Origin of the sequence: Prosthecodimorpha staleyi, from assembly GCF_018729455.1 — a bacterium.
In the GTDB taxonomy this organism is placed as follows: domain Bacteria; phylum Pseudomonadota; class Alphaproteobacteria; order Rhizobiales; family Ancalomicrobiaceae; genus Prosthecodimorpha; species Prosthecodimorpha staleyi.
This window is the reverse complement of the sequence record NZ_JAHHZF010000002.1, coordinates 417,215-436,082: the sequence shown is the minus strand read 5'-3', so window position 1 is coordinate 436,082 and position 18,868 is coordinate 417,215. Positions and strand designations below refer to the sequence as shown.

General features: G+C 67.4%; 15 protein-coding genes. 11 read left to right on the top strand and 4 right to left on the bottom strand.

The features are described 5' to 3' along the window. The first annotated feature begins 49 nt into the window (after positions 1-49). Positions 50-1,420, top strand: a complete 1,371-nt coding sequence (tolB, locus tag KL771_RS04990; RefSeq protein WP_261967443.1) for a Tol-Pal system beta propeller repeat protein TolB — start codon at positions 50-52, stop codon at positions 1,418-1,420. Positions 1,421-1,625: 205 nt separating this feature from the next. Further along, complete coding sequence (pal, locus tag KL771_RS04985) at positions 1,626-2,135, top strand: peptidoglycan-associated lipoprotein Pal (protein WP_261967442.1); 510 nt, start codon at positions 1,626-1,628, stop codon at positions 2,133-2,135. A 97-nt stretch (positions 2,136-2,232) separates the two neighbouring features. Here the strand turns inward: pal and KL771_RS04980 are convergent, their stop codons facing one another. Then, positions 2,233-2,778 (bottom strand): cytochrome b, encoded by a 546-nt coding sequence (locus KL771_RS04980; RefSeq protein WP_261967441.1) that lies wholly within the window; start codon positions 2,776-2,778, stop codon positions 2,233-2,235. A gap of 294 nt (positions 2,779-3,072) precedes the next feature. Between KL771_RS04980 and ybgF the strand changes: the two genes are divergently transcribed. The 3 genes from ybgF to ftsH all read left to right on the top strand — a co-directional run bounded on the left by ybgF (position 3,073) and on the right by ftsH (position 7,724). Next, positions 3,073-4,266, top strand: a complete 1,194-nt coding sequence (gene ybgF / locus KL771_RS04975) for a tol-pal system protein YbgF (protein ID WP_261967440.1) — start codon at positions 3,073-3,075, stop codon at positions 4,264-4,266. Further along, the gene (gene tilS / locus KL771_RS04970; protein ID WP_261967439.1) at positions 4,253-5,719 is read left to right on the top strand and encodes a tRNA lysidine(34) synthetase TilS; all 1,467 of its coding nucleotides are present in this window, start codon (positions 4,253-4,255) and stop codon (positions 5,717-5,719) included. The genes ybgF and tilS overlap by 14 nt, the downstream gene beginning before the upstream one ends. A gap of 79 nt (positions 5,720-5,798) precedes the next feature. Then, positions 5,799-7,724 carry an ATP-dependent zinc metalloprotease FtsH gene (gene ftsH / locus KL771_RS04965; RefSeq protein ID WP_261967438.1) on the top strand — a complete coding sequence of 642 codons (1,926 nt, stop codon included), beginning with the start codon at positions 5,799-5,801 and terminating at the stop codon, positions 7,722-7,724. 70 nt (positions 7,725-7,794) lie between these two features. Here ftsH and KL771_RS04960 read toward each other — a convergent pair whose 3' ends face one another. Beyond that, complete coding sequence (locus KL771_RS04960) at positions 7,795-8,277, bottom strand: DUF2314 domain-containing protein (protein ID WP_261967437.1); 483 nt, start codon at positions 8,275-8,277, stop codon at positions 7,795-7,797. A gap of 282 nt (positions 8,278-8,559) precedes the next feature. Between KL771_RS04960 and glmM the strand changes: the two genes are divergently transcribed. From glmM to serA, 5 genes are all read left to right on the top strand, one after another. Further along, on the top strand, positions 8,560-9,906 hold the full coding sequence (gene glmM / locus KL771_RS04955) for a phosphoglucosamine mutase (protein WP_261967436.1): 1,347 nt from the start codon (positions 8,560-8,562) through the stop codon (positions 9,904-9,906). Positions 9,907-10,121: 215 nt separating this feature from the next. After that, complete coding sequence (locus tag KL771_RS04950; protein WP_261967435.1) at positions 10,122-10,871, top strand: outer membrane protein; 750 nt, start codon at positions 10,122-10,124, stop codon at positions 10,869-10,871. Between the two features lie 220 nt (positions 10,872-11,091). Then, the gene (locus tag KL771_RS04945; RefSeq protein ID WP_261967434.1) at positions 11,092-11,910 is read left to right on the top strand and encodes an outer membrane protein; all 819 of its coding nucleotides are present in this window, start codon (positions 11,092-11,094) and stop codon (positions 11,908-11,910) included. A 231-nt stretch (positions 11,911-12,141) separates the two neighbouring features. Beyond that, positions 12,142-13,320 carry a phosphoserine transaminase gene (locus tag KL771_RS04940; RefSeq protein ID WP_261967433.1) on the top strand — a complete coding sequence of 393 codons (1,179 nt, stop codon included), beginning with the start codon at positions 12,142-12,144 and terminating at the stop codon, positions 13,318-13,320. A 221-nt stretch (positions 13,321-13,541) separates the two neighbouring features. After that, positions 13,542-15,128, top strand: coding sequence for a phosphoglycerate dehydrogenase (gene serA, locus KL771_RS04935; RefSeq protein ID WP_261967432.1), 1,587 nt, complete (start codon positions 13,542-13,544; stop codon positions 15,126-15,128). A gap of 43 nt (positions 15,129-15,171) precedes the next feature. Here the strand turns inward: serA and KL771_RS04930 are convergent, their stop codons facing one another. Then, positions 15,172-16,071 (bottom strand): DMT family transporter, encoded by a 900-nt coding sequence (locus KL771_RS04930; RefSeq protein ID WP_261967431.1) that lies wholly within the window; start codon positions 16,069-16,071, stop codon positions 15,172-15,174. A gap of 105 nt (positions 16,072-16,176) precedes the next feature. Further along, positions 16,177-17,115 carry a GGDEF domain-containing response regulator gene (locus tag KL771_RS04925; RefSeq protein ID WP_261967430.1) on the bottom strand — a complete coding sequence of 313 codons (939 nt, stop codon included), beginning with the start codon at positions 17,113-17,115 and terminating at the stop codon, positions 16,177-16,179. Between the two features lie 387 nt (positions 17,116-17,502). Between KL771_RS04925 and KL771_RS04920 the strand changes: the two genes are divergently transcribed. Further along, positions 17,503-18,795 carry an adenylosuccinate synthase gene (locus KL771_RS04920; RefSeq protein ID WP_261967429.1) on the top strand — a complete coding sequence of 431 codons (1,293 nt, stop codon included), beginning with the start codon at positions 17,503-17,505 and terminating at the stop codon, positions 18,793-18,795. Positions 18,796-18,868 lie beyond the last annotated feature (73 nt).

Genomic DNA, 18,868 nt, shown 5'->3' with positions numbered 1-18,868 from the left:
GGCGTTTCGGGTCCGGCCGAGACGCGTGGCCAAGACGACGAGGAAGACCATGACGACCTTGTTCCGGCGCCTGGCCGGATTTTCGGGCCGCGATCGGGCCATCCGAAGGATGGTGGCGGCCCTTGCCGCTCTGACGACTGTCGTCCTGGCGACTGCCGCAGCGGTCGCGCCCGCGGCCGCCCAGCTGAAGATCACCATCACCCCGGGTCAGCCGTTCACGCCGATGCCGATCGCGGTGCCCGGCTTCTCGGGCGATCCGCAGCTTGGTGCCGAGGTCTCGCGCATCGTCGCGCAGGACCTGAAGGCCTCCGGCTATTTCGCCCCGGTCGATCCCGCCGCCTATCTCGACAAGGTGGTCGGTGCCGGCGAGATGCCGAACTGGAACAACTGGCGCCCGCTCAACGTGCAGGCCCTGATCGCCGGTACGGTCTCCGACCAGGGCGGCCAGATCGTCGCCCAGGTGCGGGTCTGGGATGTGGCGACCGGCCAGCAGCTGGTCGGCCAGCAGTTCGCCACCTCGCGCGACAATATCCGCCGCCTCGCCCATATCGTCGCCGATGCCGCCTATTCGCAGCTGACCGGCTTCAAAGGCATGTTCGACAGCCGCGTCGCCTTCGTCGACGAGACGGGTCCGAAGAATGCCCGCGTCAAGCGCCTCGCCATCATGGACTGGGACGGGCAGGGCGTGCGCTACCTGACCCGCGGCCAGGAACTGGTGCTGACGCCGCGTTTCTCGCCGACCTCCCAGCAGGTCGCCTATATGTCCTACGGCCAGGGCGACCCGAAGGTCTTCATCCTCAACGTCAACAACGGTGCCCGCCAGCTGGTCGGCGATTTCCCGTCGATGACCTTCTCGCCGCGCTTCTCGCCCGATGGCGGGCGCCTGCTGTTCTCCCTGCAGAAGGAAGGCGACGCCAACCTCTACGTGATGGATCTGGCCAGCCGGCAGGTGCGCCCGATGACCCAGGGCGCGGCGATCGACACCTCGCCGTCCTATTCGCCGGACGGATCGCAGATCGTGTTCGAGTCCGACCGCGGCGGCTCCCAGCAGCTCTATGTGATGGGGGCCGACGGCTCCAACCCGCGCCGCATCAGCTTCGGATCGGGCCGCTATTCGACGCCGGTCTGGTCGCCCGATCCCGACAACAACTACATCGCCTTCACCAAGCAGGACGGCGGGTCGTTCAAGATCGGGGTCATGCGTCCGGACGGTTCCGGCGAGCGCATCCTCACAGAGGGCTACCACAACGAAGGCCCGACCTGGTCGCCGAACGGCCGCTACGTGATGTTCTTCCGCGAATCGGGCGGTCCTTCCGGCGGTCCCGGGCTGTGGCTCGCCGATGTCACCGGCAACGTCCTGACGCAGATTCGGACGCCGGCCTTCGCGTCGGATCCGGCCTGGTCGTCGCTTCTCAAGTGATGCCTCGATGCAACAGTAAAGCGCCGGCACCGGAGTGCCGCCGGCGCGACACCTTTCGACCACACTCGGGGTCGACACAGAAACTCAGCAATTCAGCCGGTCCCGAAGCACAGTAAACGTTTCGTTCACCATGCTTCTGTACCGCACCTTAACCAAGCCGCATTAGGGATACTGAAGAGTATCCATTCGAAGGAGCAAGCCGACCATGTCTCTCGTGCTGCGTCATGGGCGCGTCGTGAAGTTCGCCGCCGCGCTCGCGGCCACCCTGGCGCTCGGCGCCTGCGCCAGCCAGACGCCCTCGGAGATGGGGGCCGGTGGCGGCCTCGGCGGCGCCGGTGCCGCCACCCCGGGCAGCCAGCAGGATTTCGTCGTCAATGTCGGCGACCGTGTCTTCTTCACGGCCGATTCGTCCGACCTGACCACGGAAGCCCGCGGTACGCTCGACCGCCAGTCCGCTTGGCTCGCCCGCTATGCCCGCTACACCGTCACGGTCGAAGGCCATGCCGACGAGCGCGGCACGCGCGAATACAACATCGCGCTCGGCGCCCGCCGTGCCGCCGCCGCCCGCGACTATCTGATCTCGCGCGGCGTGCCGCCGACCCGTCTCAAGACCATCTCCTACGGCAAGGAGCGCCCGGTCGCTGTTTGCGATGCGGACACCTGCTGGAACCAGAACCGCCGCGCGGTGACGGTGCTGAACGGCGCCGGGTCCTGATCGAATCCGGCGGCCCTACGGCCAGCCGACATGAAGACGCATATCGGCGGCCGAGAGGCCGCCGATGTCTTTTGGTGCGCCGATTCGGTAGACGCCCTCAGCGCGCGGGAACCAGCATCCGCCGGATCAGGCCGTCGCGGTCGACGATGGCATGCTTCAACGCGCCGAGCACGTGCAGGCCGACCAGCACCAGGATCGCCTTCGAGGCGATGGCGTGGACGACCTCAAGGCCTTCGTGCAGCCAGTCGATCTTGGGCATCGGGCTGGGGATGGAGGCGATGTCGAACAGGTTAATCGGCCGTCCGCCGGCCCAGATCGACAGCGGTCCGGTTACGATCAGCACCGCGATCAGGGCCAGCAGGGCGGCCTGGACGAAAACCGCGATGCGATCGAGTGCCGGACTGTTGGAGGCGACATGCGGCACCGGACTGGCGAGGCGCCAGAGGATGCGGGCGGCCAGGAAGGCGAAGCCGATCACGCCGAGCCCGACATGCAGGTTGCGGGCGGCGATGAAATCCGGCCCCTTCGGAATGTCCTCGAGACGATTGCCGAGAATGAAAAGCGCGATCACCAGCACGGCGCCGATCCAATGCAGAGCGATCGACAGGCTGCCGTAGCCGGCGGTGGAATCCTTGACGGACATGGGTCTGTTCCCCGTTTCGAAATGCGTCCTCACCTTAAGCCTTGCTGCATGGCAGCAGGGATACCGAGACGTTACGAAATGGTAATCTTTGCGGCCGGCACCCTGTGGCCGCCCTGCAACCCTCCCGCTTCCGCTTCAAATCAGTCAAACTTTGGCCGAATGGCCCGCGCCATGGTATCGGCGAGTTTCCGGAGGTGGCCGCCCGCCGGGCGGCAGGCGACCTCCGTGAACCGGGGCTTCTCCTCAATGGCAGGTATCGTCGTACCCACAGCGCCCCCTCCCGGTTTGACCGGGATGGTCTCGCGCATCTTCGGCGCCGGCGGGCGCCTCCTCGTCGGCGCCGTCCTGGCGCTCGGGCTGGCCGGTCCGGCCGCCGCGCAGAACCTGTTCGGCCTGGGTGGCGACAGCGGCGCCGATATCGCCCAGCGGCGTCAAGCCGAACTCAATCTGAAGATCCAGCAGCTCGAAGGCCAGATCCGCAATCTGAACGGCCAGCTCGAGCAGATGGGCTTCCAGGTCCGCCAGCTGCAGGACGGCATGACCCGCATGCAGAAGGACTTCGAGTACCGCCTGCAGGAGATCGAGAACGGACAGGGCGGCCAGCAGCCGCAGCGCCGGCCGCAGCCGGGCCAGAAGAAGACCGAACTGGCCCCGCCGGCCGGTGCCGTCTACGCCGACGACGGGGCGCCTGCCGTCCCGCCGGCTCCGATCGGCGGTGCAGGACCGGGGCGCCCCGCGCAAGGCGGCGGCTATCCGGCCGCACAGGGCGGGGTCTATCCGGCGGCGCCGGTCTACGGCACTGCGCCGGCCGGACCGGTGCCGCGGCCCGGCCCGGGGGCGCCGCCCGCTCCGCTCGGGCAATTGTCCGCCAATGGCGATCCGATCGGCGGAGTGATCGGCGGCCAGGGGCCGCTCGATCTCGGCGCCCGCAGCGGTGCCATGGGGGCCAATGGCGGCGTCGTCTATGCGCCCGCCCCGCAGGCGGTCCTCCAGGACAGCGACGCCCCTCCGGGCGTCAATCTGGGGCCGCCGCCGCCCCAGCCGCGGACCGCCGCCGTCACCACCGTCAATCCGCGCCTGCGCGGCGCCGAGCCGGGCGGCATGGCCAGTCCGGCCGACGAATATGACGCCGCCTACGGCTACATCCTGAACGGCGAGTACGAACTGGCGGAAACCAGCTTCCGCACCTTCCTCGCCAACCATCCGACCGACCGGCGTTCGGGCAGCGCGCTCTACTGGCTTGGCGAGAGCCTTCTGGCGCGCAATATGTTCCGCGAGGCCGGCGACGCCTTCCTGAAGAGCTACACGCAGTATCCCGACGGCCGCAACGCACCCGACAGCCTGCTCAAGCTCGGCATCGCCCTGCAGGGCTACGGCGAGCGCAAGGCGGCCTGCACCAGCTACGACGAACTGCTGACCAAATATCCCAAGGCCTCCAAGCCGATCCGCGACCGCGCCCAGGCCGAGAAGATCCGTGCCAAGTGCTGACGGTCCGCTCGGCCGGACCGAAGCGGATCGTCTGTTCGCCCCGCTTGCCGGTTTTCGCCGACTGGCCGTCGCCGTCTCGGGCGGTGCCGATTCGACCGCGCTGGCGCTCCTCCTCGCGGAGTGGAGTGCGCGCCGTCCAGGCGCCGAGCCGCCCGTCGTCCTGACCGTCGACCACGGCCTGCGCGCAGAGTCCGGTATCGAAGCGCTCGCCGTCCTGCGTTTCGCCGACCGTCTCTCGCTTCCGGCCCGCTCGCTCGTCTGGCGCGGTGACAAGCCCGCCGCCAACCTGCAGGACGCCGCCCGCCGGGCGCGCTACCGCCTTCTTCTCGCCGCCGCCATCCGGGCCGGCTGCGACGGCCTCGTCACCGCCCACACGCTCGATGACCAGGCCGAGACGCTGTTGCTCAATCTCGCGCGCGGCAGCGGGGTCCACGGCCTCGCGGCGATGCCCTCGGTCCGCCGGCTCGGACCGGTCGCCCTGCTCAGGCCCCTTCTGTCGGTCCCGAAGCGGCGCCTGGTGGCGACGCTCGAAACGCGCGGGCTGGATTGGATCGAGGACCCGTCGAACCGGAGCGAGCGCTTCGCTCGCGTGCGGGTGCGCGGTCTCCTGGCATCCGCCGGGGCCTTCGGCCTATCACCGGAGCGCCTCGCTCTGACCGCCGAGCACATGGCGGCTGCGGCCGGCGCGCTCGATACGGCGACCTCGGCCGTCCTGGCCGACGCGCTGATCCATCCCGGCGGTTTCGCGCGCATCGCGCGGGCCGCTTTAGCCTCCGCACCGGATATCGTTCGCCTGCGTGCGCTCGGCAGCCTCATCCGTCACGCCGGGGGCGCCGGCCCCGGGCCGCGCGCCGAGCGGCTGCAGGCGCTGGGTGCATCGATCGCCGCGGGCACAGCCCTGACCCGACGCACGCTCGGCGGGGCACTGATCCGGCCGGACGGCGACGATCTCTGGTTCCTGCGCGAAACCGGCCGCTCCGACCGGAGCCCGGTGCCGTTGGTGCCGGCGGTCGGCGTCCTTTGGGACGGTCGCTTCGCGGTCGGAACGTCCGACGGCCCAGGGCTCCCGCTGACCGTCGGCGATCTCGGCCGTGCGGACGCGAAACGGCTCGTGGCCGCGCGGGACCTCGGCCTGCCGGCTTTCGCACTTGATGCCGTCCCGGCGATCCGGCGCGGCGAAAGTCTTGTCGGTGTGCCCGCCTTCGGGATGGCGGAGGTCCCGGACGTGACGGTCGTCGCGCTGCCGCCGGGCCTTTCGGAACTTGTCGCGGCCGCTCCGGGCGACCCGGATTCGGCGGCCATTCTTGCCGCCGTCCTGGCCGATGCGGCGCGTCCCGCCCGCCGATCGGACCCGTTTCCGGCCGCGGTGGGACCGAACGTAACGATTCCGTCATCGGAACGGACATCCGAAGTCCGGTCGACTTGGCTTTCGCCGGTCCACGACCTATTTTAGGTCTCGGAACGCGGGAGCCATGGGCAGTCGGCACAGGCCGGCTGCGATCCTGTGTTGCCCGTTTTTGTGGGAAATCCTGATGAACGCCAATTTCCGGAACTTCGCACTGTGGGTCGTGATCGGTCTCCTGCTGATCGCGTTGTTCCAGCTGTTCCAGGCACCGGGCAAATCGGGCGACCAGACCGATATCGCCTTCTCGCAGTTCCTCGACGAGGTCGAGAACGGTCGCGTCAAGGACGTGACCATCGTCGACCAGCAGATCTCCGGCAACCTGACCAGCGGCGGCCGCTTCCAGACCTACGCGCCGAAGGACTCGCAATATGTCGAGCTGCTGCGGCGCAAGGAGGTGATCATCAAGGCGCGGCCGGCGGGCGAGAATTTCAGCCTGCTCAACGTGCTGATGACCTGGTTCCCGATGCTGCTGATCGTCGCCGCCTGGCTGTTCATCATGCGCCAGATGCAGGGCTCCGGCGGCAAGGCGATGGGCTTCGGCAAGTCCAAGGCCAAGCTTCTGACCGAGGCTCACGGCCGCGTGACCTTCGACGACGTGGCCGGCATCGACGAGGCCAAGGAAGATCTTCAGGAGATCGTCGAGTTCCTGCGCGATCCGCAGAAGTTCCAGCGCCTCGGCGGCCGCATCCCGCGCGGCGTCCTGCTCGTCGGCCCGCCCGGCACCGGCAAGACGCTGACGGCGCGTGCCGTCGCCGGCGAGGCCAACGTGCCCTTCTTCACCATCTCGGGCTCCGACTTCGTGGAAATGTTCGTCGGCGTCGGCGCCAGCCGCGTCCGCGACATGTTCGAGCAGGCCAAGAAGAACGCGCCCTGCATCATCTTCATCGACGAGATCGACGCGGTCGGTCGGCATCGCGGCGCCGGCCTTGGCGGCGGCAATGACGAGCGCGAGCAGACCCTCAATCAGTTGCTCGTCGAGATGGACGGCTTCGAGCCGAACGAGGGCATCATCATCATCGCGGCCACCAACCGGCCCGACGTGCTTGATCCCGCGCTGCTGCGCCCCGGTCGCTTCGACCGCCAGATCGTCGTCTCCAACCCGGACGTGATCGGCCGTGAGAAGATCCTCAAGGTGCATGTCCGCAAGGTTCCGCTCGCTCCCGACGTCGACCTGAAGGTGATCGCCCGCGGCACCCCCGGCTTCTCCGGCGCCGACCTGATGAATCTCGTCAACGAGGCGGCCCTTCTGGCGGCGCGGCGTTCCAAGCGCATCGTGACCATGGCCGAGTTCGAGGACGCCAAGGACAAGATCATGATGGGAGCGGAGCGCCGTTCGTCCGTCATGACCCAGGAGGAGAAGGAACTGACCGCCTATCACGAGGCCGGCCACGCCATCCTGGCGCTCAACGTTCCCTCCGCCGATCCGCTGCACAAGGCGACCATCATCCCGCGCGGCCGGGCGCTCGGCATGGTCATGCAACTGCCCGAAGGCGACCGCTATTCGGTGCGCTACAAGTGGATGACCTCGCGTCTGGCCATCATGATGGGCGGCCGCGTCGCCGAGGAGATCACCTTCGGCAAGGAGAACATCACCTCCGGCGCGCAGTCGGACATCGAGCAGGCGACCAAGCTGGCGCGGGCCATGGTCACCCGCTGGGGCTTCTCCGACGAACTCGGCACGGTCGCCTATGGCGAAAATCAGGAAGAGGTGTTCCTCGGCTATTCGATGGGCCAGCGTCAGAACATTTCTGAGGCGACGTCGCAGACGATCGACCGCGAGGTCCGCCGCCTGATCGACCAGGCCTATACGGATGCGCGACACATCCTGACCGAGAAGCACGACGACTTCGTCGCGGTGGCCAAGGGCCTGCTCGAATACGAAACGCTGTCGGGCGAAGAGATCAAGGAACTGATCAACGGCAACCCGCCGCACCGCGATTCCGGCGACAAGCAGCCGAGCCAGCGCTCCTCCGCCGTGCCCAGCGCCGGCGGCGCCAAGCGCGAGACCAAGGCCGGCGAGCCGGAAGGCGGCGTCGCCCCGCAGCCGAGCTGACGGGGCCGTTCGTCTAGCTTCGTCTATTGCGCCCGCCTCCTCGGAGGCGGGCATTTTGTTTTTGACTGCGTCAATTGCACGCGAAACCGGCCGCCTTCAGTTCGACGACGCCGGCGGCACCCTTCTGGCGGCCGATCAGCACGCAAACCGAATAGCCACCGGCCATGCGGCCGTTCTTCTCATAGATCCAGTCGACGATTTCCGAGCGCTTGACCTCGATCGTCTGGCCGGGCGTGAAGCCCTTCACGATCGCGGGCGTGTTGCCCAGCGACCCGACCACCGTGTCGCCGCCTTTCAGCGTCAGCCCGTTGATCCAGACCCATTCGGTTACGCCGCCTTGTCGCAAGGGAATCTTCACCGAGTGTCCGGTGGTGCCGGGGGCAGGCGGGATCGCCGCCTTGAGGAATTCGGACAGGCTCGCCTGCGCCTTGCTGGCGGCAACGGCGAGTTCCCGATCGTTTTGCGGCGCCGTGACGATGTTGTCGGCCTGGGCGGGGGTGCCGGTCAGGCAAAGGCCGAGCGCCAGGACGGCGCCGACGTGTCGAAGTGACATTCTGCATCCTCCGGTTCGGTCCGCCAATGTACCATGGGACCCGCGGTCGGGAAGGGATGCCGCAAATTTGGCGCAGGCCTTTTGAACCATGTGTGAAGGCGTGGCACCTTGCCGCCCTCGGTCTCGGCGACTCGGTGGGAAATGCTGCCGATCGCCCGTCCGGCGACGGGTCTGGCCTGCCGGCCGGTTGATGAGGTATCGAAGCGGTCGACAACGCCGCGGCCCGGTCGAGGGCCACTCTGCCGACAGGGCGGGCCACGGCTAACGAAGAGCGACGCGATCATGACGAAAAAATACTTCGGCACCGACGGCATCCGGGGGACCGCCAACCGCTGGCCGATCACGCCGGAAATCGCCATGAAGGTGGCGATGAGCGTCGGCATCGCGTTCCGGCGCGGCGGGCATCGGCATCGCGTCGTGATCGGCAAGGACACCCGGCTGTCCGGCTACATGATCGAGACCGCCATGGTGGCCGGCTTCACCGCCGTCGGCGTCGACGTGTTCATGACCGGGCCGATCCCGACGCCGGCCGTCGCGATGCTGACGCGCTCGCTGCGCTGCGATTTCGGCGTGATGATCTCGGCGTCGCACAATCCCTTCGCCGACAACGGCATCAAGCTGTTCGGGCCGGACGGCTACAAGCTGTCCGACGAGATCGAGGCCGAGATCGAACGGATGATCGATGTCGATCTCAGCGACCGTCTGGCCGGTTCCTTCGATCTCGGCCGCGCCAAGCGCATCGACGGCGTCGCCGACCGCTATATCGAATTCGCCAAGCGCACCCTGCCGCGCAACATGTCGCTCGACGGGCTGCGGGTGGTGATCGATTGCGGACATGGTGCGGCCTACAAGGTCGCCCCCGAGGCGCTGTGGGAACTCGGTGCCGAGGTGGTCCGCCTCGGCGTCGAGCCGGACGGGCTCAACATCAACCGCGACTGCGGCTCGACGGCGCCCGATCTCTGCGCCCGCAAGGTCCACGAGACCCGCGCCGATATCGGCATCTGTCTGGACGGCGACGCCGACCGGGTGATCGTGATCGACGAAAAGGGCAGGGTGGTCGACGGCGACCAGCTGATGGCGGTGGTCGCCGGCTCCTTCCATGACGACGGGCGTCTGTCGCAGCCCGGCATCGTCGCCACCGTGATGTCCAATCTCGGCCTCGAACGGCATCTCGCCGGGCTCGGCCTGATGCTGGAACGCACCAAGGTCGGTGACCGCTACGTGGTCGAGTGCATGCGCGAGCGCGGCTACAATGTCGGCGGCGAGCAGTCCGGCCATATCGTCCTGTCCGACTACACCACCACCGGCGACGGCCTGGTCGCGGCGCTGCAGGTGATGGCGGTGGTCAAGCGTCTCGGCAAGCCGGTTTCCGAGGTCTGCCACCGCTTCGATCCGGTGCCGCAATTCCTGAAGAACATCCGCATCCGGGGCGGCCGTCCGCTCGAGGACGACAAGGTCAAGGCGACCATCGCCGACGCCCTGAAGCGGCTCGGTAACCAGGGCCGCCTGGTCATCCGCCCGTCCGGCACCGAACCGCTCATCCGGGTCATGGGCGAGGGCGACGACGAGGTTCTGGTGCGGCGCATCGTCGACGATCTGGTCGACGTGATCGGCCGCGCCGCTGCCTGAGCAGACATCCGGAACCGTAAAAATCCGTAGCATGCGAGCTGTCCGGCAGCACGGATACAGCTGGCGCGCCGGTCTTGCATCGGGAAAGACTTTGTTAAGGTTACGAATCGTGGTTAAGCGTTAAGGTTAAACCTGCTTTAACGTTTACCAAGCATGATCCCTCCCAGTCGACGAGGCTGCCCACCGAAGAGGGCGCCCGATCAGGGGACCGGACCATGCGTCAGTATGCTCGTATCGCCGCCGTCATCGCGCTCGGTCTCGTGGCCCAGCCGGTCGTCGCTGCCGACTACGGCTACCAGCCAACGATCAACGCCCCTTCGATGATCCCGCCGGAAGAGATCGGCACCGGCTGGTATCTGCGCGGCGACGTGGCCGTAAACCGGACCACCCGGATCGATGCCAACTGGCGCGACGATCGCTTCACCACCATGAAGGCGGGCGATTCGCGCGTCTTCGGCGGCGGCATCGGCTACAAGTACAATGGCTGGCTGCGCGGCGACCTGACCGCCGATCATCTGGATCCGTTCACCGTCCGCGGCCGCGCCAAGTGCCGCAATGCGGGCTGCCTGCCGGGCGACATATCGTCCGAGCAGACCACGATGAACGCCTGGGTGATGATGGCCAACGGCTATCTCGACTTCGGCAACTGGGCGGGTATCACGCCCTATGTCGGCGGCGGCGTCGGCATGGCCTACATCTCGACCGGCAAGCACCTCAGCTACAATCCGGGCGACAAGGTCGCCGACGACAGTTTCGGGGCGAGCCAGCGTTGGTCGCTCGCCGCCTCGGCCATGGCCGGCGCCAGCTACGATCTCGGCAACGGGTTCCAGCTCGATGCCGGCTACAAATATCTCTGGATCGACAAGGCGGAGACCGGAACATCCGGCAACGTCAAGGGTCAGGTCCAGTATCGCGACATCACCAGTCATCAGGTCCGCGTCGGTCTCCGGTATTTCGTCTATTGATCGCAATCGATCGAGGCGTCAAATACGGATCGATGAAGCATAAATACAATCTGGTTCTCGATTTCTGCGAAGCGAGTTGGTGCGCTTAAGAGTCGATTAACTAGGATGTTGCATAATATACGATATGTAGAGTGCCTCAGGATCATCGGGCCGAGGCTCAGAGCCATCGAGGGTAGAGATCATGTGCAGGTTCGGTAGCGCAATTCTGGCGGGGGCTGCGATGGCCGGGATGATCTCCCAGGCCACGGCCGCCGACCTTACCGTGCCCTACGTGGCGCCGATCATCGAACAGATTGCGGTGCCGGGCGGCTGGTATCTGCGCGGCGATATCGGCATCGGGATCGAGCGCGGCCGGTTCAAGGAGAACGAGTTCGACAAGCCGCCGCCGGGCTATCGCGGCCGCTGGATCCGCCAGTCGATCGACGACGGCGCCTCCTTCGGCATCGGCATCGGCTACCAGTTCAATCCGTGGCTGCGCGGCGATCTGACCGCCGAATACCGCACCGCCGTGACCGTGCGCGGCATTGGGCAGCAGACCGGATCGTTCAACAACATCAACGGCACGGCCTATGCGAACATGAGCGGCTCGCTCAGTTCGACCGTCATCCTCGCCAATGCCTATGCGGACCTCGGCACCTACTGGGGCATCACCCCCTATGTCGGCGGCGGTCTCGGCATGGCCTACAATCGGATGACCGGCTTCACGCAGACCAACACGATTCCGAGCCCGAACGGCCCGGTTCCAGTGCTCGCCAAGTATAACGATGCCGGCACGGCCTCGTTCGCCTGGGCGCTGCATGCCGGTGCCAGCTACGACATTTCCGACCGCCTGAAGCTCGACCTCAGCTACCGCTATCTCGATTTCGGCAGCGCCTCGACGGGCGCGCTCTACGGCCTCGACAATGCCGGCGGCAAGCCGAAATTCGGCGACAAGTACCGCTCGACGGATCTGTCCTCGAACGACTTCCGCCTCGGCTTCCGCTACCTGCTCGGCGGGCCGACGGTGGCGGCGCCGATGCCGGTCATCGCCAAGAACTGAGTGCTTTCAATCCGGTATGATGCGAGGCGCGGGCCGGTCCCGCGCCTCGTCGCGTTTGCGCGGCTGGTCCCCGAACCGGCCGTCGCTCCGGAACCGAACCGGCTGCCGCCGCATCGGACCAATCTTCGACCCCGGGAAACTTCGGAGATTGCATTCCGGTCCCGCCTCCTGTACTGCGGACGGCGGGAGACCCCTCCCCACCGAGGGGCGCCCATCTGAGAGGATGGATACATGACCGCGATACTGCGTCCGGGCACAAAGCCCGCGAACCCCCATTTTTCGTCCGGCCCCTGCGCCAAGCGTCCCGGCTGGTCCGTGACGGCCCTGTCCGACGCGCTCGTCGGCCGGTCGCATCGCTCGAAGCCGGGCAAGGCCAAGCTCCAGCAGGCCATCGACCTCACCCGCGAAGTCCTCGGCGTTCCGGCCGACTACAAGATCGGCATCGTCCCAGCCTCCGATACCGGTGCCGTCGAGATGGCCATGTGGTCGATGCTCGGTGCGCGCGGCGTCGACATGATCGCCTGGGAGAGCTTCGGCGAGGGCTGGATCACCGACGTTCAGAAGCAGCTGAAGCTCGCCGACGCGCGCGTCTTCACCGCCCCCTACGGCGAGCTGCCCGATCTTGCCGCCGTCGACACGAAGACCCGCGATGTGGTCTTCACCTGGAACGGCACCACCTCCGGCGTGCGCGTTGCCAATGCCGACTGGATCGCCGCCGACCGCGAGGGCGTGGTGATCTGCGACGCCACTTCGGCCGCCTTCGCGCAGGATCTCGACTGGGCCAAGCTCGATGTCGTCACCTTCTCCTGGCAGAAGGTACTCGGCGGCGAGGCGGCGCATGGCATGATCGTGCTGTCGCCGCGCGCCGTCGCCCGGCTGGAAAGCTACAAGCCGGCCTGGCCGCTGCCGAAGATCTTCCGCATGACCAAGGGTGGCAAGCTGATCGACGGCATCTTCATCGGCGAGACCATCAACACCCCGTCCATGCTGGCGGTCGAGGACTATCTCGACGCGCTCCTCTGGGCGAAGTCGGTCGGCAGCCTGAAGGGCCTGATCGGCCGGGCCGACGCCAATGCGGCCGTGATCTCCGATTGGGTTGCCGCCTCGTCCTGGGTCGCGCATCTCGCCAAGGCGCCGGAGACGCGCTCGAACACCTCCGTCTGTCTGGTCATCGCCGATCCGGACGTGACCGCGCGCGGCCCTGACGCCGTGGCGGCGGTCGCCAAGCAGATCGTCTCGATGCTCGAGAAGGAGAAGGTCGGCTTCGACTTCGGCGCCTATCGCGACGCCCCGGCCGGCCTGCGCATCTGGTGCGGCGCGACCGTCGAGACGGCCGACCTCAAGGCCTTCACCGCATGGCTTGACTGGGCCTTCGCGGAAGCCAAGGCGGCGCTCGCCAAGGCAGCCTGACGGTCGTTCCGGCACCCGGGTCGGCCGATCGCGCCGGCCCCTTTCCCAGAGTCTCCCATTTACAAGGCGGCAAGGCGCCGTCTCCGCCGTTCGGCCCGGGGCCTCCCCGAGCCTTCGCCGGCCGTATCGGGTGGAGCGATGCGTCTGCGAGGGCTCGAGTCGCAAGCCCCTGACGGACGATCGGACGGTGCGCCGCCCCGGCCCCCTTCGAGGATACCCCCATGGCTCCCCGCGTTCTGATCTCCGATTCGCTGTCGCCTACCGCCGTCCAGATCTTCAAGGACCGCGGCCTGGAGGTCGACTACCAGCCCAATCTCGGCAAGGACAAGGACAAGCTCGCCGAGATCATCGGCAACTATGACGGCCTCGCCATCCGCTCGGCCACCAAGGTCACCGCCAAGCTCCTGGAGAAGGCGCCGCGCCTGAAGGTGGTCGGTCGCGCCGGCATCGGCGTCGACAATGTCGACATCCCGGCCGCCACGGCCCGTGGCGTGATCGTCATGAACACGCCCTTCGGCAACTCGATCACCACGGCCGAACATGCCGTCGCGCTGATGTTCGCCACCGCCCGCGACATTCCCGCCGCCGATGCCTCGACCCAGGCCGGCAAGTGGGAGAAGAACCGCTTCATGGGCGTCGAGATCACCGGCAAGACGCTCGGCATCATCGGCTGCGGCAATATCGGCTCGATCGTCGCCGACCGCGGCATCGGCCTCCGGATGCGCGTCATCGCCTTCGATCCCTTCCTGACCCCGGAGCGGGCCGTGGAACTGGGCGTCGAGAAGGTCGATCTCGACGAGCTTCTGCGGCGCGCCGACTTCATCACCCTGCACACGCCGCTGACCGACAAGACCCGCAACATCCTGTCGGCCGAGAACATCGCCAAGACCAAAAAGGGCGTGCGCATCATCAACTGCGCGCGCGGCGGTCTGGTCGACGAGGCGGCCCTGCGCGCCGCGCTCGACAGCGGCCATGTCGCCGGTGCGGGCTTCGACGTGTTCGTCGAGGAACCCGCCTCCGCCAATCCTCTGTTCGGCCATCCGAACGTGGTCTGCACGCCGCATCTCGGCGCCTCGACCACGGAAGCCCAGGAGAATGTCGCCCTTCAGGTCGCCGAGCAGATGTCGGACTACCTGACCAAGGGCGCGGTGCAGAATGCCCTCAACATGCCGTCGATCTCGGCCGAGGAGGCGCCCAAGCTGACGCCCTTCGTCAAGCTCGCCGAATTGCTCGGCTCCTTCGCCGGCCAACTGACCGAGACCGGCCTGGTCGGTGTGCGCCTCGAATATGAGGGCGAGGTCGCCAAGATGAACACCCGCGCGCTGACCGCCGCGGCGCTGGCGGGCCTGATGAAGCCGCTGATGGACAGCGTCAACATGGTCTCCGCACCCGCGGTCGCCAAGGACCGCGGCATCGCGATCGAGGAGGTCCGCCGCGACGACCAGCGCACCTTCGACAGCCTGCTGCGCCTGACCATCAAGACCGAGCGCCAGGAGCGCGCGGTCGCCGGAACCGTCTTCTCGGACGGCAAGCCGCGCATCGTCGAGATCAAGGGCATCCAGATGGATGCCGAGTTCCAGCCCTCGATGCTCTACGTCACCAACAAGGACAAGCCGGGCTTCATCGGCAATCTCGGCACGGTGCTCGGCAAGGCGGAGATCAACATCGCCACCTTCGCGGTCGGCCGCACCGCGCCGGGCGAGGATGCCATCGCGCTGATCGGCGTCGACGGCGTGCCGGGCGATGACGTGATCGCGGCGGTCGGCAAGCTGCCGAACGTGCTGCAGGTCAAGCCGCTGCGCTTCTGATCTCCGGCACGATCTTCGAACCAGCACGCGGCGCGGGTTTCGGTCAGGTCGACCGGAGCCGCGCCGCGATCGCTTTCAGAAGCCGGCCGTCGATGGTCAGGAGGCCGAGAGCGATCAGACCCATGCCGGCGAAATGCTGCGGCGCCAGCCGTTCGCCGAGCACCAGCCAGCCGAGCAGGATCGCGCTCGGCGGGATCAGCAGCGTGACCAGCATCGCCGAAGTCGCCCCCGCGATCACGACGATGCGGAAGAAGATCAGATAGGCGAGGGCGGTCGACAGGATGGCGAGGGCCGCCACGCAGAGAAGCGCGGTGGTGCCCGGCGTCGCGAGCGTCCAGGGCTGGTCGGCGAAGAGCGACAGCGGCAGCAGGATCACGGTCGAGGCGGTCAATTGGCCGGTCGCGGTCTCCAGAGGTGGGCTGCCGCGGAAGCGCCGGCTCCAGACGCTCGAGAAGCCGTAGCTGACCGCGGCGCCCAGGCAGGCAAGCTCGGCCAGGAATTCGGTCCCGGCAAAGTCGATCCGGCCCGGCCCGACCAGCACGGCGACGCCCAGGATGCCGACCAGGACGCCGGCGAATTTGGCGGGCGTCGCCTTCTCGTCGGTCATCCAGTGGGTCAGCAGCACCGCGAAGATCGGCGTCGTGGCATTGAGGATCGAGGCCAGGCCGGCCGCAATGGTCTTCTGGCCCCAGACGATCAGGACGAAGGGGATGACATTGTTGAGCAGCCCCATCCCGAAATAATCGATCAGGCGGCGGCGGTCGAAGGTGAGGCGCCCTCCGGTCGCCGACAGGATCGCAACCAGGACCAGGGCGGCCAGGCCGACCCGGGCCAGCACCAATGTGGTCGGCGGGATTTCGCCGACGGCGAGGCGGTTGAACAGGAAGGTTCCGCCCCAAAGGACGGACAGGGTCACAAGAAGGCCCCAGGCGCGCAGCGGCATCGGTTCGGTCCGGTTGGTGGCGGGTGCGGACCTGATAGGCCGATCCGGCGGCCCAGACGACCCGAAAACGCGATCGCAGCAGATCGGCGCGTCGATGCCGGCCGGTCAGGCCAGGACGGTCACCTCCGTCTTGATCGCCGGGGCCACGACCTGCGGCAGGGGGACGACCTGTTCGCCGTCGGCGGCGACAATCCGATTGCGGCCCGCGCGCTTGGCCATGTAGAGCGCCGTATCGGCACGGCGCAGTGCGGTGTCGACGGTTTCGTCGGGCTGCAGGATCGCGGTACCGACCGAAATCGTGGCCGGGACGGCCGCCAGACTGGTCTGAACCGGCGTGTCGGCGACGGCGCGGCGCAGGCCGTCGGCGATCTCCCAGATGCGGGACGGCCGGCCCTCGCGCACGACCAGGGCATATTCCTCGCCGCCGATCCGCCCGACCACGGCATCGGCCAGATGGATCCGCTCGGCCACGGCCGCAATCACCTGGTCACCGGCATCATGGCCGTGAGTGTCATTGATGCGCTTGAACCAGTCGATATCGGCGATCAGGACGGCGATCGGCTGATCGCCGCGGCGCTCGGCGAGAGTCTCGGCGTTTTCGAAGAAGGCGCGGCGGTTCAGCAAGCCAGTCAGGCTATCGCGCGTCGCGAGGCGCACCAGCTGGCGCTGGGTCATCGCAAAGCGTTCCGCCGCGCGCAGGCGCGCGAACAGCTCCTCCGGATTGGGCGGCTTGCCGATGAAATCGTCGGCGCCGCTGTCGAGCGCCTCGGCGAGGCGTTCGTGGGCGGCGAGCGACGACATGGCCAGGATATAGAGCTGCTGCTCGCGCTTGGTCAGCACCCGGCACTCCCAGCACAGTTCGAAGCCGGACATGCCCGGCAGTTCCAGGCTGGTGATCAGCACGTCGATGGTCGGATCCTCGACCAGCTTGGCGAGGGCCTCCTCGCCGGTGGTGAAGCCGAAGGCGGCGTGGCCATGCTCGGTCAGCAGCTTGATCATGATCTTCAGGACGACGCGGCTGGCGTCTGCGACAACGATGCGCATGCGCTTCCCTCCCGCAGGGGCCCGCAAGCCCCGCCCCGCGGCCGCCGGTCCGCGCCGACGCCATTCTTTCGGAACCCTACCGGCGAACCGATAATGAAGTTTTACGGCGAACGCTGCGTCAGCTTCGGTAACGTGCATTCGTGTGTCGCGACGGGCGCCTCCGGCGCGCATCGGGGTCGCGCCGCTGCCACAATGGGTCTATAGTCCGCCACCGTCGCTCCGTCCGGGGCGGCTGGATGCCGCGCCGGGGTCGGGTGATGTTCCCCATTCAGAGCTGCGCGGTTCCGGGGCGTTCACGCCAATGGTCGCGATTGGAGCCCGGCACCTTCCGGCAAGGGAGGCGGCGATGGTTCACGCGATTGGAGCACGGGGGCAGGGAAGCGCAGGATGGCCAATGTAGTCGTGGTTGGGTCGCAGTGGGGTGACGAAGGCAAGGGCAAGATCGTCGATTGGCTGAGCGAACGCGCCGATGTGGTGGTCCGCTTCCAGGGCGGTCACAATGCCGGCCACACCCTGGTGATCGACGGGACGTCCTACAAGCTCTCGCTGCTGCCCTCCGGCGTTGTGCGCTCGGGCAAGCTCGCGGTGATCGGCAACGGCGTGGTGCTCGATCCGCATGCGCTCCTGTCCGAGATCGAGAAGCTGCGCGGCCAGGGCGTCGTCGTCGGACCGGACAATCTGCGCATCGCCGAGAACACGACGCTGATTCTCTCGCTTCATCGCGAGCTGGATCAGAAGCGCGAAAGCTCGAATCCCGGCAACCGGATCGGCACGACCGGCCGCGGCATCGGCCCGGCCTATGAGGACAAGGTCGGCCGGCGCGCCATCCGTCTCACCGATCTCGCCGACCTGCCCAGCCTGCCGGGCAAGATCGACCGCCTGCTGACGCACCACAACGCGCTCCGTCGCGGCCTCGGTCAGCCCGAGATCGCCGCCGAGACGCTGATCGAAGAACTCTCTTCGGTCGCCGACAAGGTGCTGCCCTTCATGGATACGGTCTGGCGGCTGCTCGACCAGCGCCGCCGTGCGGGCGACCGCATTCTGTTCGAGGGTGCCCAGGGCGCTCTGCTCGACATCGACCACGGCACCTATCCGTTCGTGACCTCGTCCAATACCGTGGCGGGCCAGGCTTCGACCGGCTCCGGCCTCGGACCGGGCGCGGTCGGCTATGTGCTCGGCATCACCAAGGCCTATACGACGCGCGTCGGCGAGGGCCCGTTCCCGACCGAGCAGACCGGCGAGGTCGGCGAGTTCCTCGGCACGCGCGGCCACGAGTTCGGCACCGTGACCGGGCGCAAGCGGCGCTGCGGCTGGTTCGATGCGGTGCTGGTCCGGCAGACCATCCAAGTTTCGGGCATTCGCGGCATCGCGCTGACCAAGCTCGACGTGCTCGACGGCCTTCAAGAGATCAAGATCTGCGTGAAGTATCGCCTCGACGGGCAGGAGATCGACTATCTGCCGGCCGGCCAGGCGGCGCAGATGCGGGTCGAGCCGATCTACGAGACGCTCGAAGGATGGGGCGGTTCGACGCGCGGTGCGCGCAGTTGGGCCGATTTACCGGCTCAGGCCGTCAAGTATGTGCGCTATATCGAGGAACTGATCGGGGCGCCGGTCGCAATGTTGTCGACGAGCCCCGAACGGGAGGATACCATTCTTGTCCAGGACCCGTTCCAGGACTGACGCAGTGGGGAACAGCTGGAGGTTGACCGAAAGATCGGCATCCGAAGGCGAGCGGCGCAGTTTCCTGGACGAC

Coding starts and splice junctions, on each gene's coding strand:
- tolB (WP_261967443.1), top strand. CDS start 50: ATGACGACCTTGTTCCGGCGCCTGGCCGGATTTTCGGGCCGCGATCGG.
- pal (WP_261967442.1), top strand. CDS start 1,626: ATGTCTCTCGTGCTGCGTCATGGGCGCGTCGTGAAGTTCGCCGCCGCG.
- KL771_RS04980 (WP_261967441.1), bottom strand. CDS start 2,778: ATGTCCGTCAAGGATTCCACCGCCGGCTACGGCAGCCTGTCGATCGCT.
- ybgF (WP_261967440.1), top strand. CDS start 3,073: ATGGTCTCGCGCATCTTCGGCGCCGGCGGGCGCCTCCTCGTCGGCGCC.
- ftsH (WP_261967438.1), top strand. CDS start 5,799: ATGAACGCCAATTTCCGGAACTTCGCACTGTGGGTCGTGATCGGTCTC.
- KL771_RS04960 (WP_261967437.1), bottom strand. CDS start 8,277: ATGTCACTTCGACACGTCGGCGCCGTCCTGGCGCTCGGCCTTTGCCTG.
- glmM (WP_261967436.1), top strand. CDS start 8,560: ATGACGAAAAAATACTTCGGCACCGACGGCATCCGGGGGACCGCCAAC.
- KL771_RS04950 (WP_261967435.1), top strand. CDS start 10,122: ATGCGTCAGTATGCTCGTATCGCCGCCGTCATCGCGCTCGGTCTCGTG.
- KL771_RS04945 (WP_261967434.1), top strand. CDS start 11,092: ATGGCCGGGATGATCTCCCAGGCCACGGCCGCCGACCTTACCGTGCCC.
- KL771_RS04940 (WP_261967433.1), top strand. CDS start 12,142: ATGACCGCGATACTGCGTCCGGGCACAAAGCCCGCGAACCCCCATTTT.
- serA (WP_261967432.1), top strand. CDS start 13,542: ATGGCTCCCCGCGTTCTGATCTCCGATTCGCTGTCGCCTACCGCCGTC.
- KL771_RS04930 (WP_261967431.1), bottom strand. CDS start 16,071: ATGCCGCTGCGCGCCTGGGGCCTTCTTGTGACCCTGTCCGTCCTTTGG.
- KL771_RS04925 (WP_261967430.1), bottom strand. CDS start 17,115: ATGCGCATCGTTGTCGCAGACGCCAGCCGCGTCGTCCTGAAGATCATG.
- KL771_RS04920 (WP_261967429.1), top strand. CDS start 17,503: ATGGCCAATGTAGTCGTGGTTGGGTCGCAGTGGGGTGACGAAGGCAAG.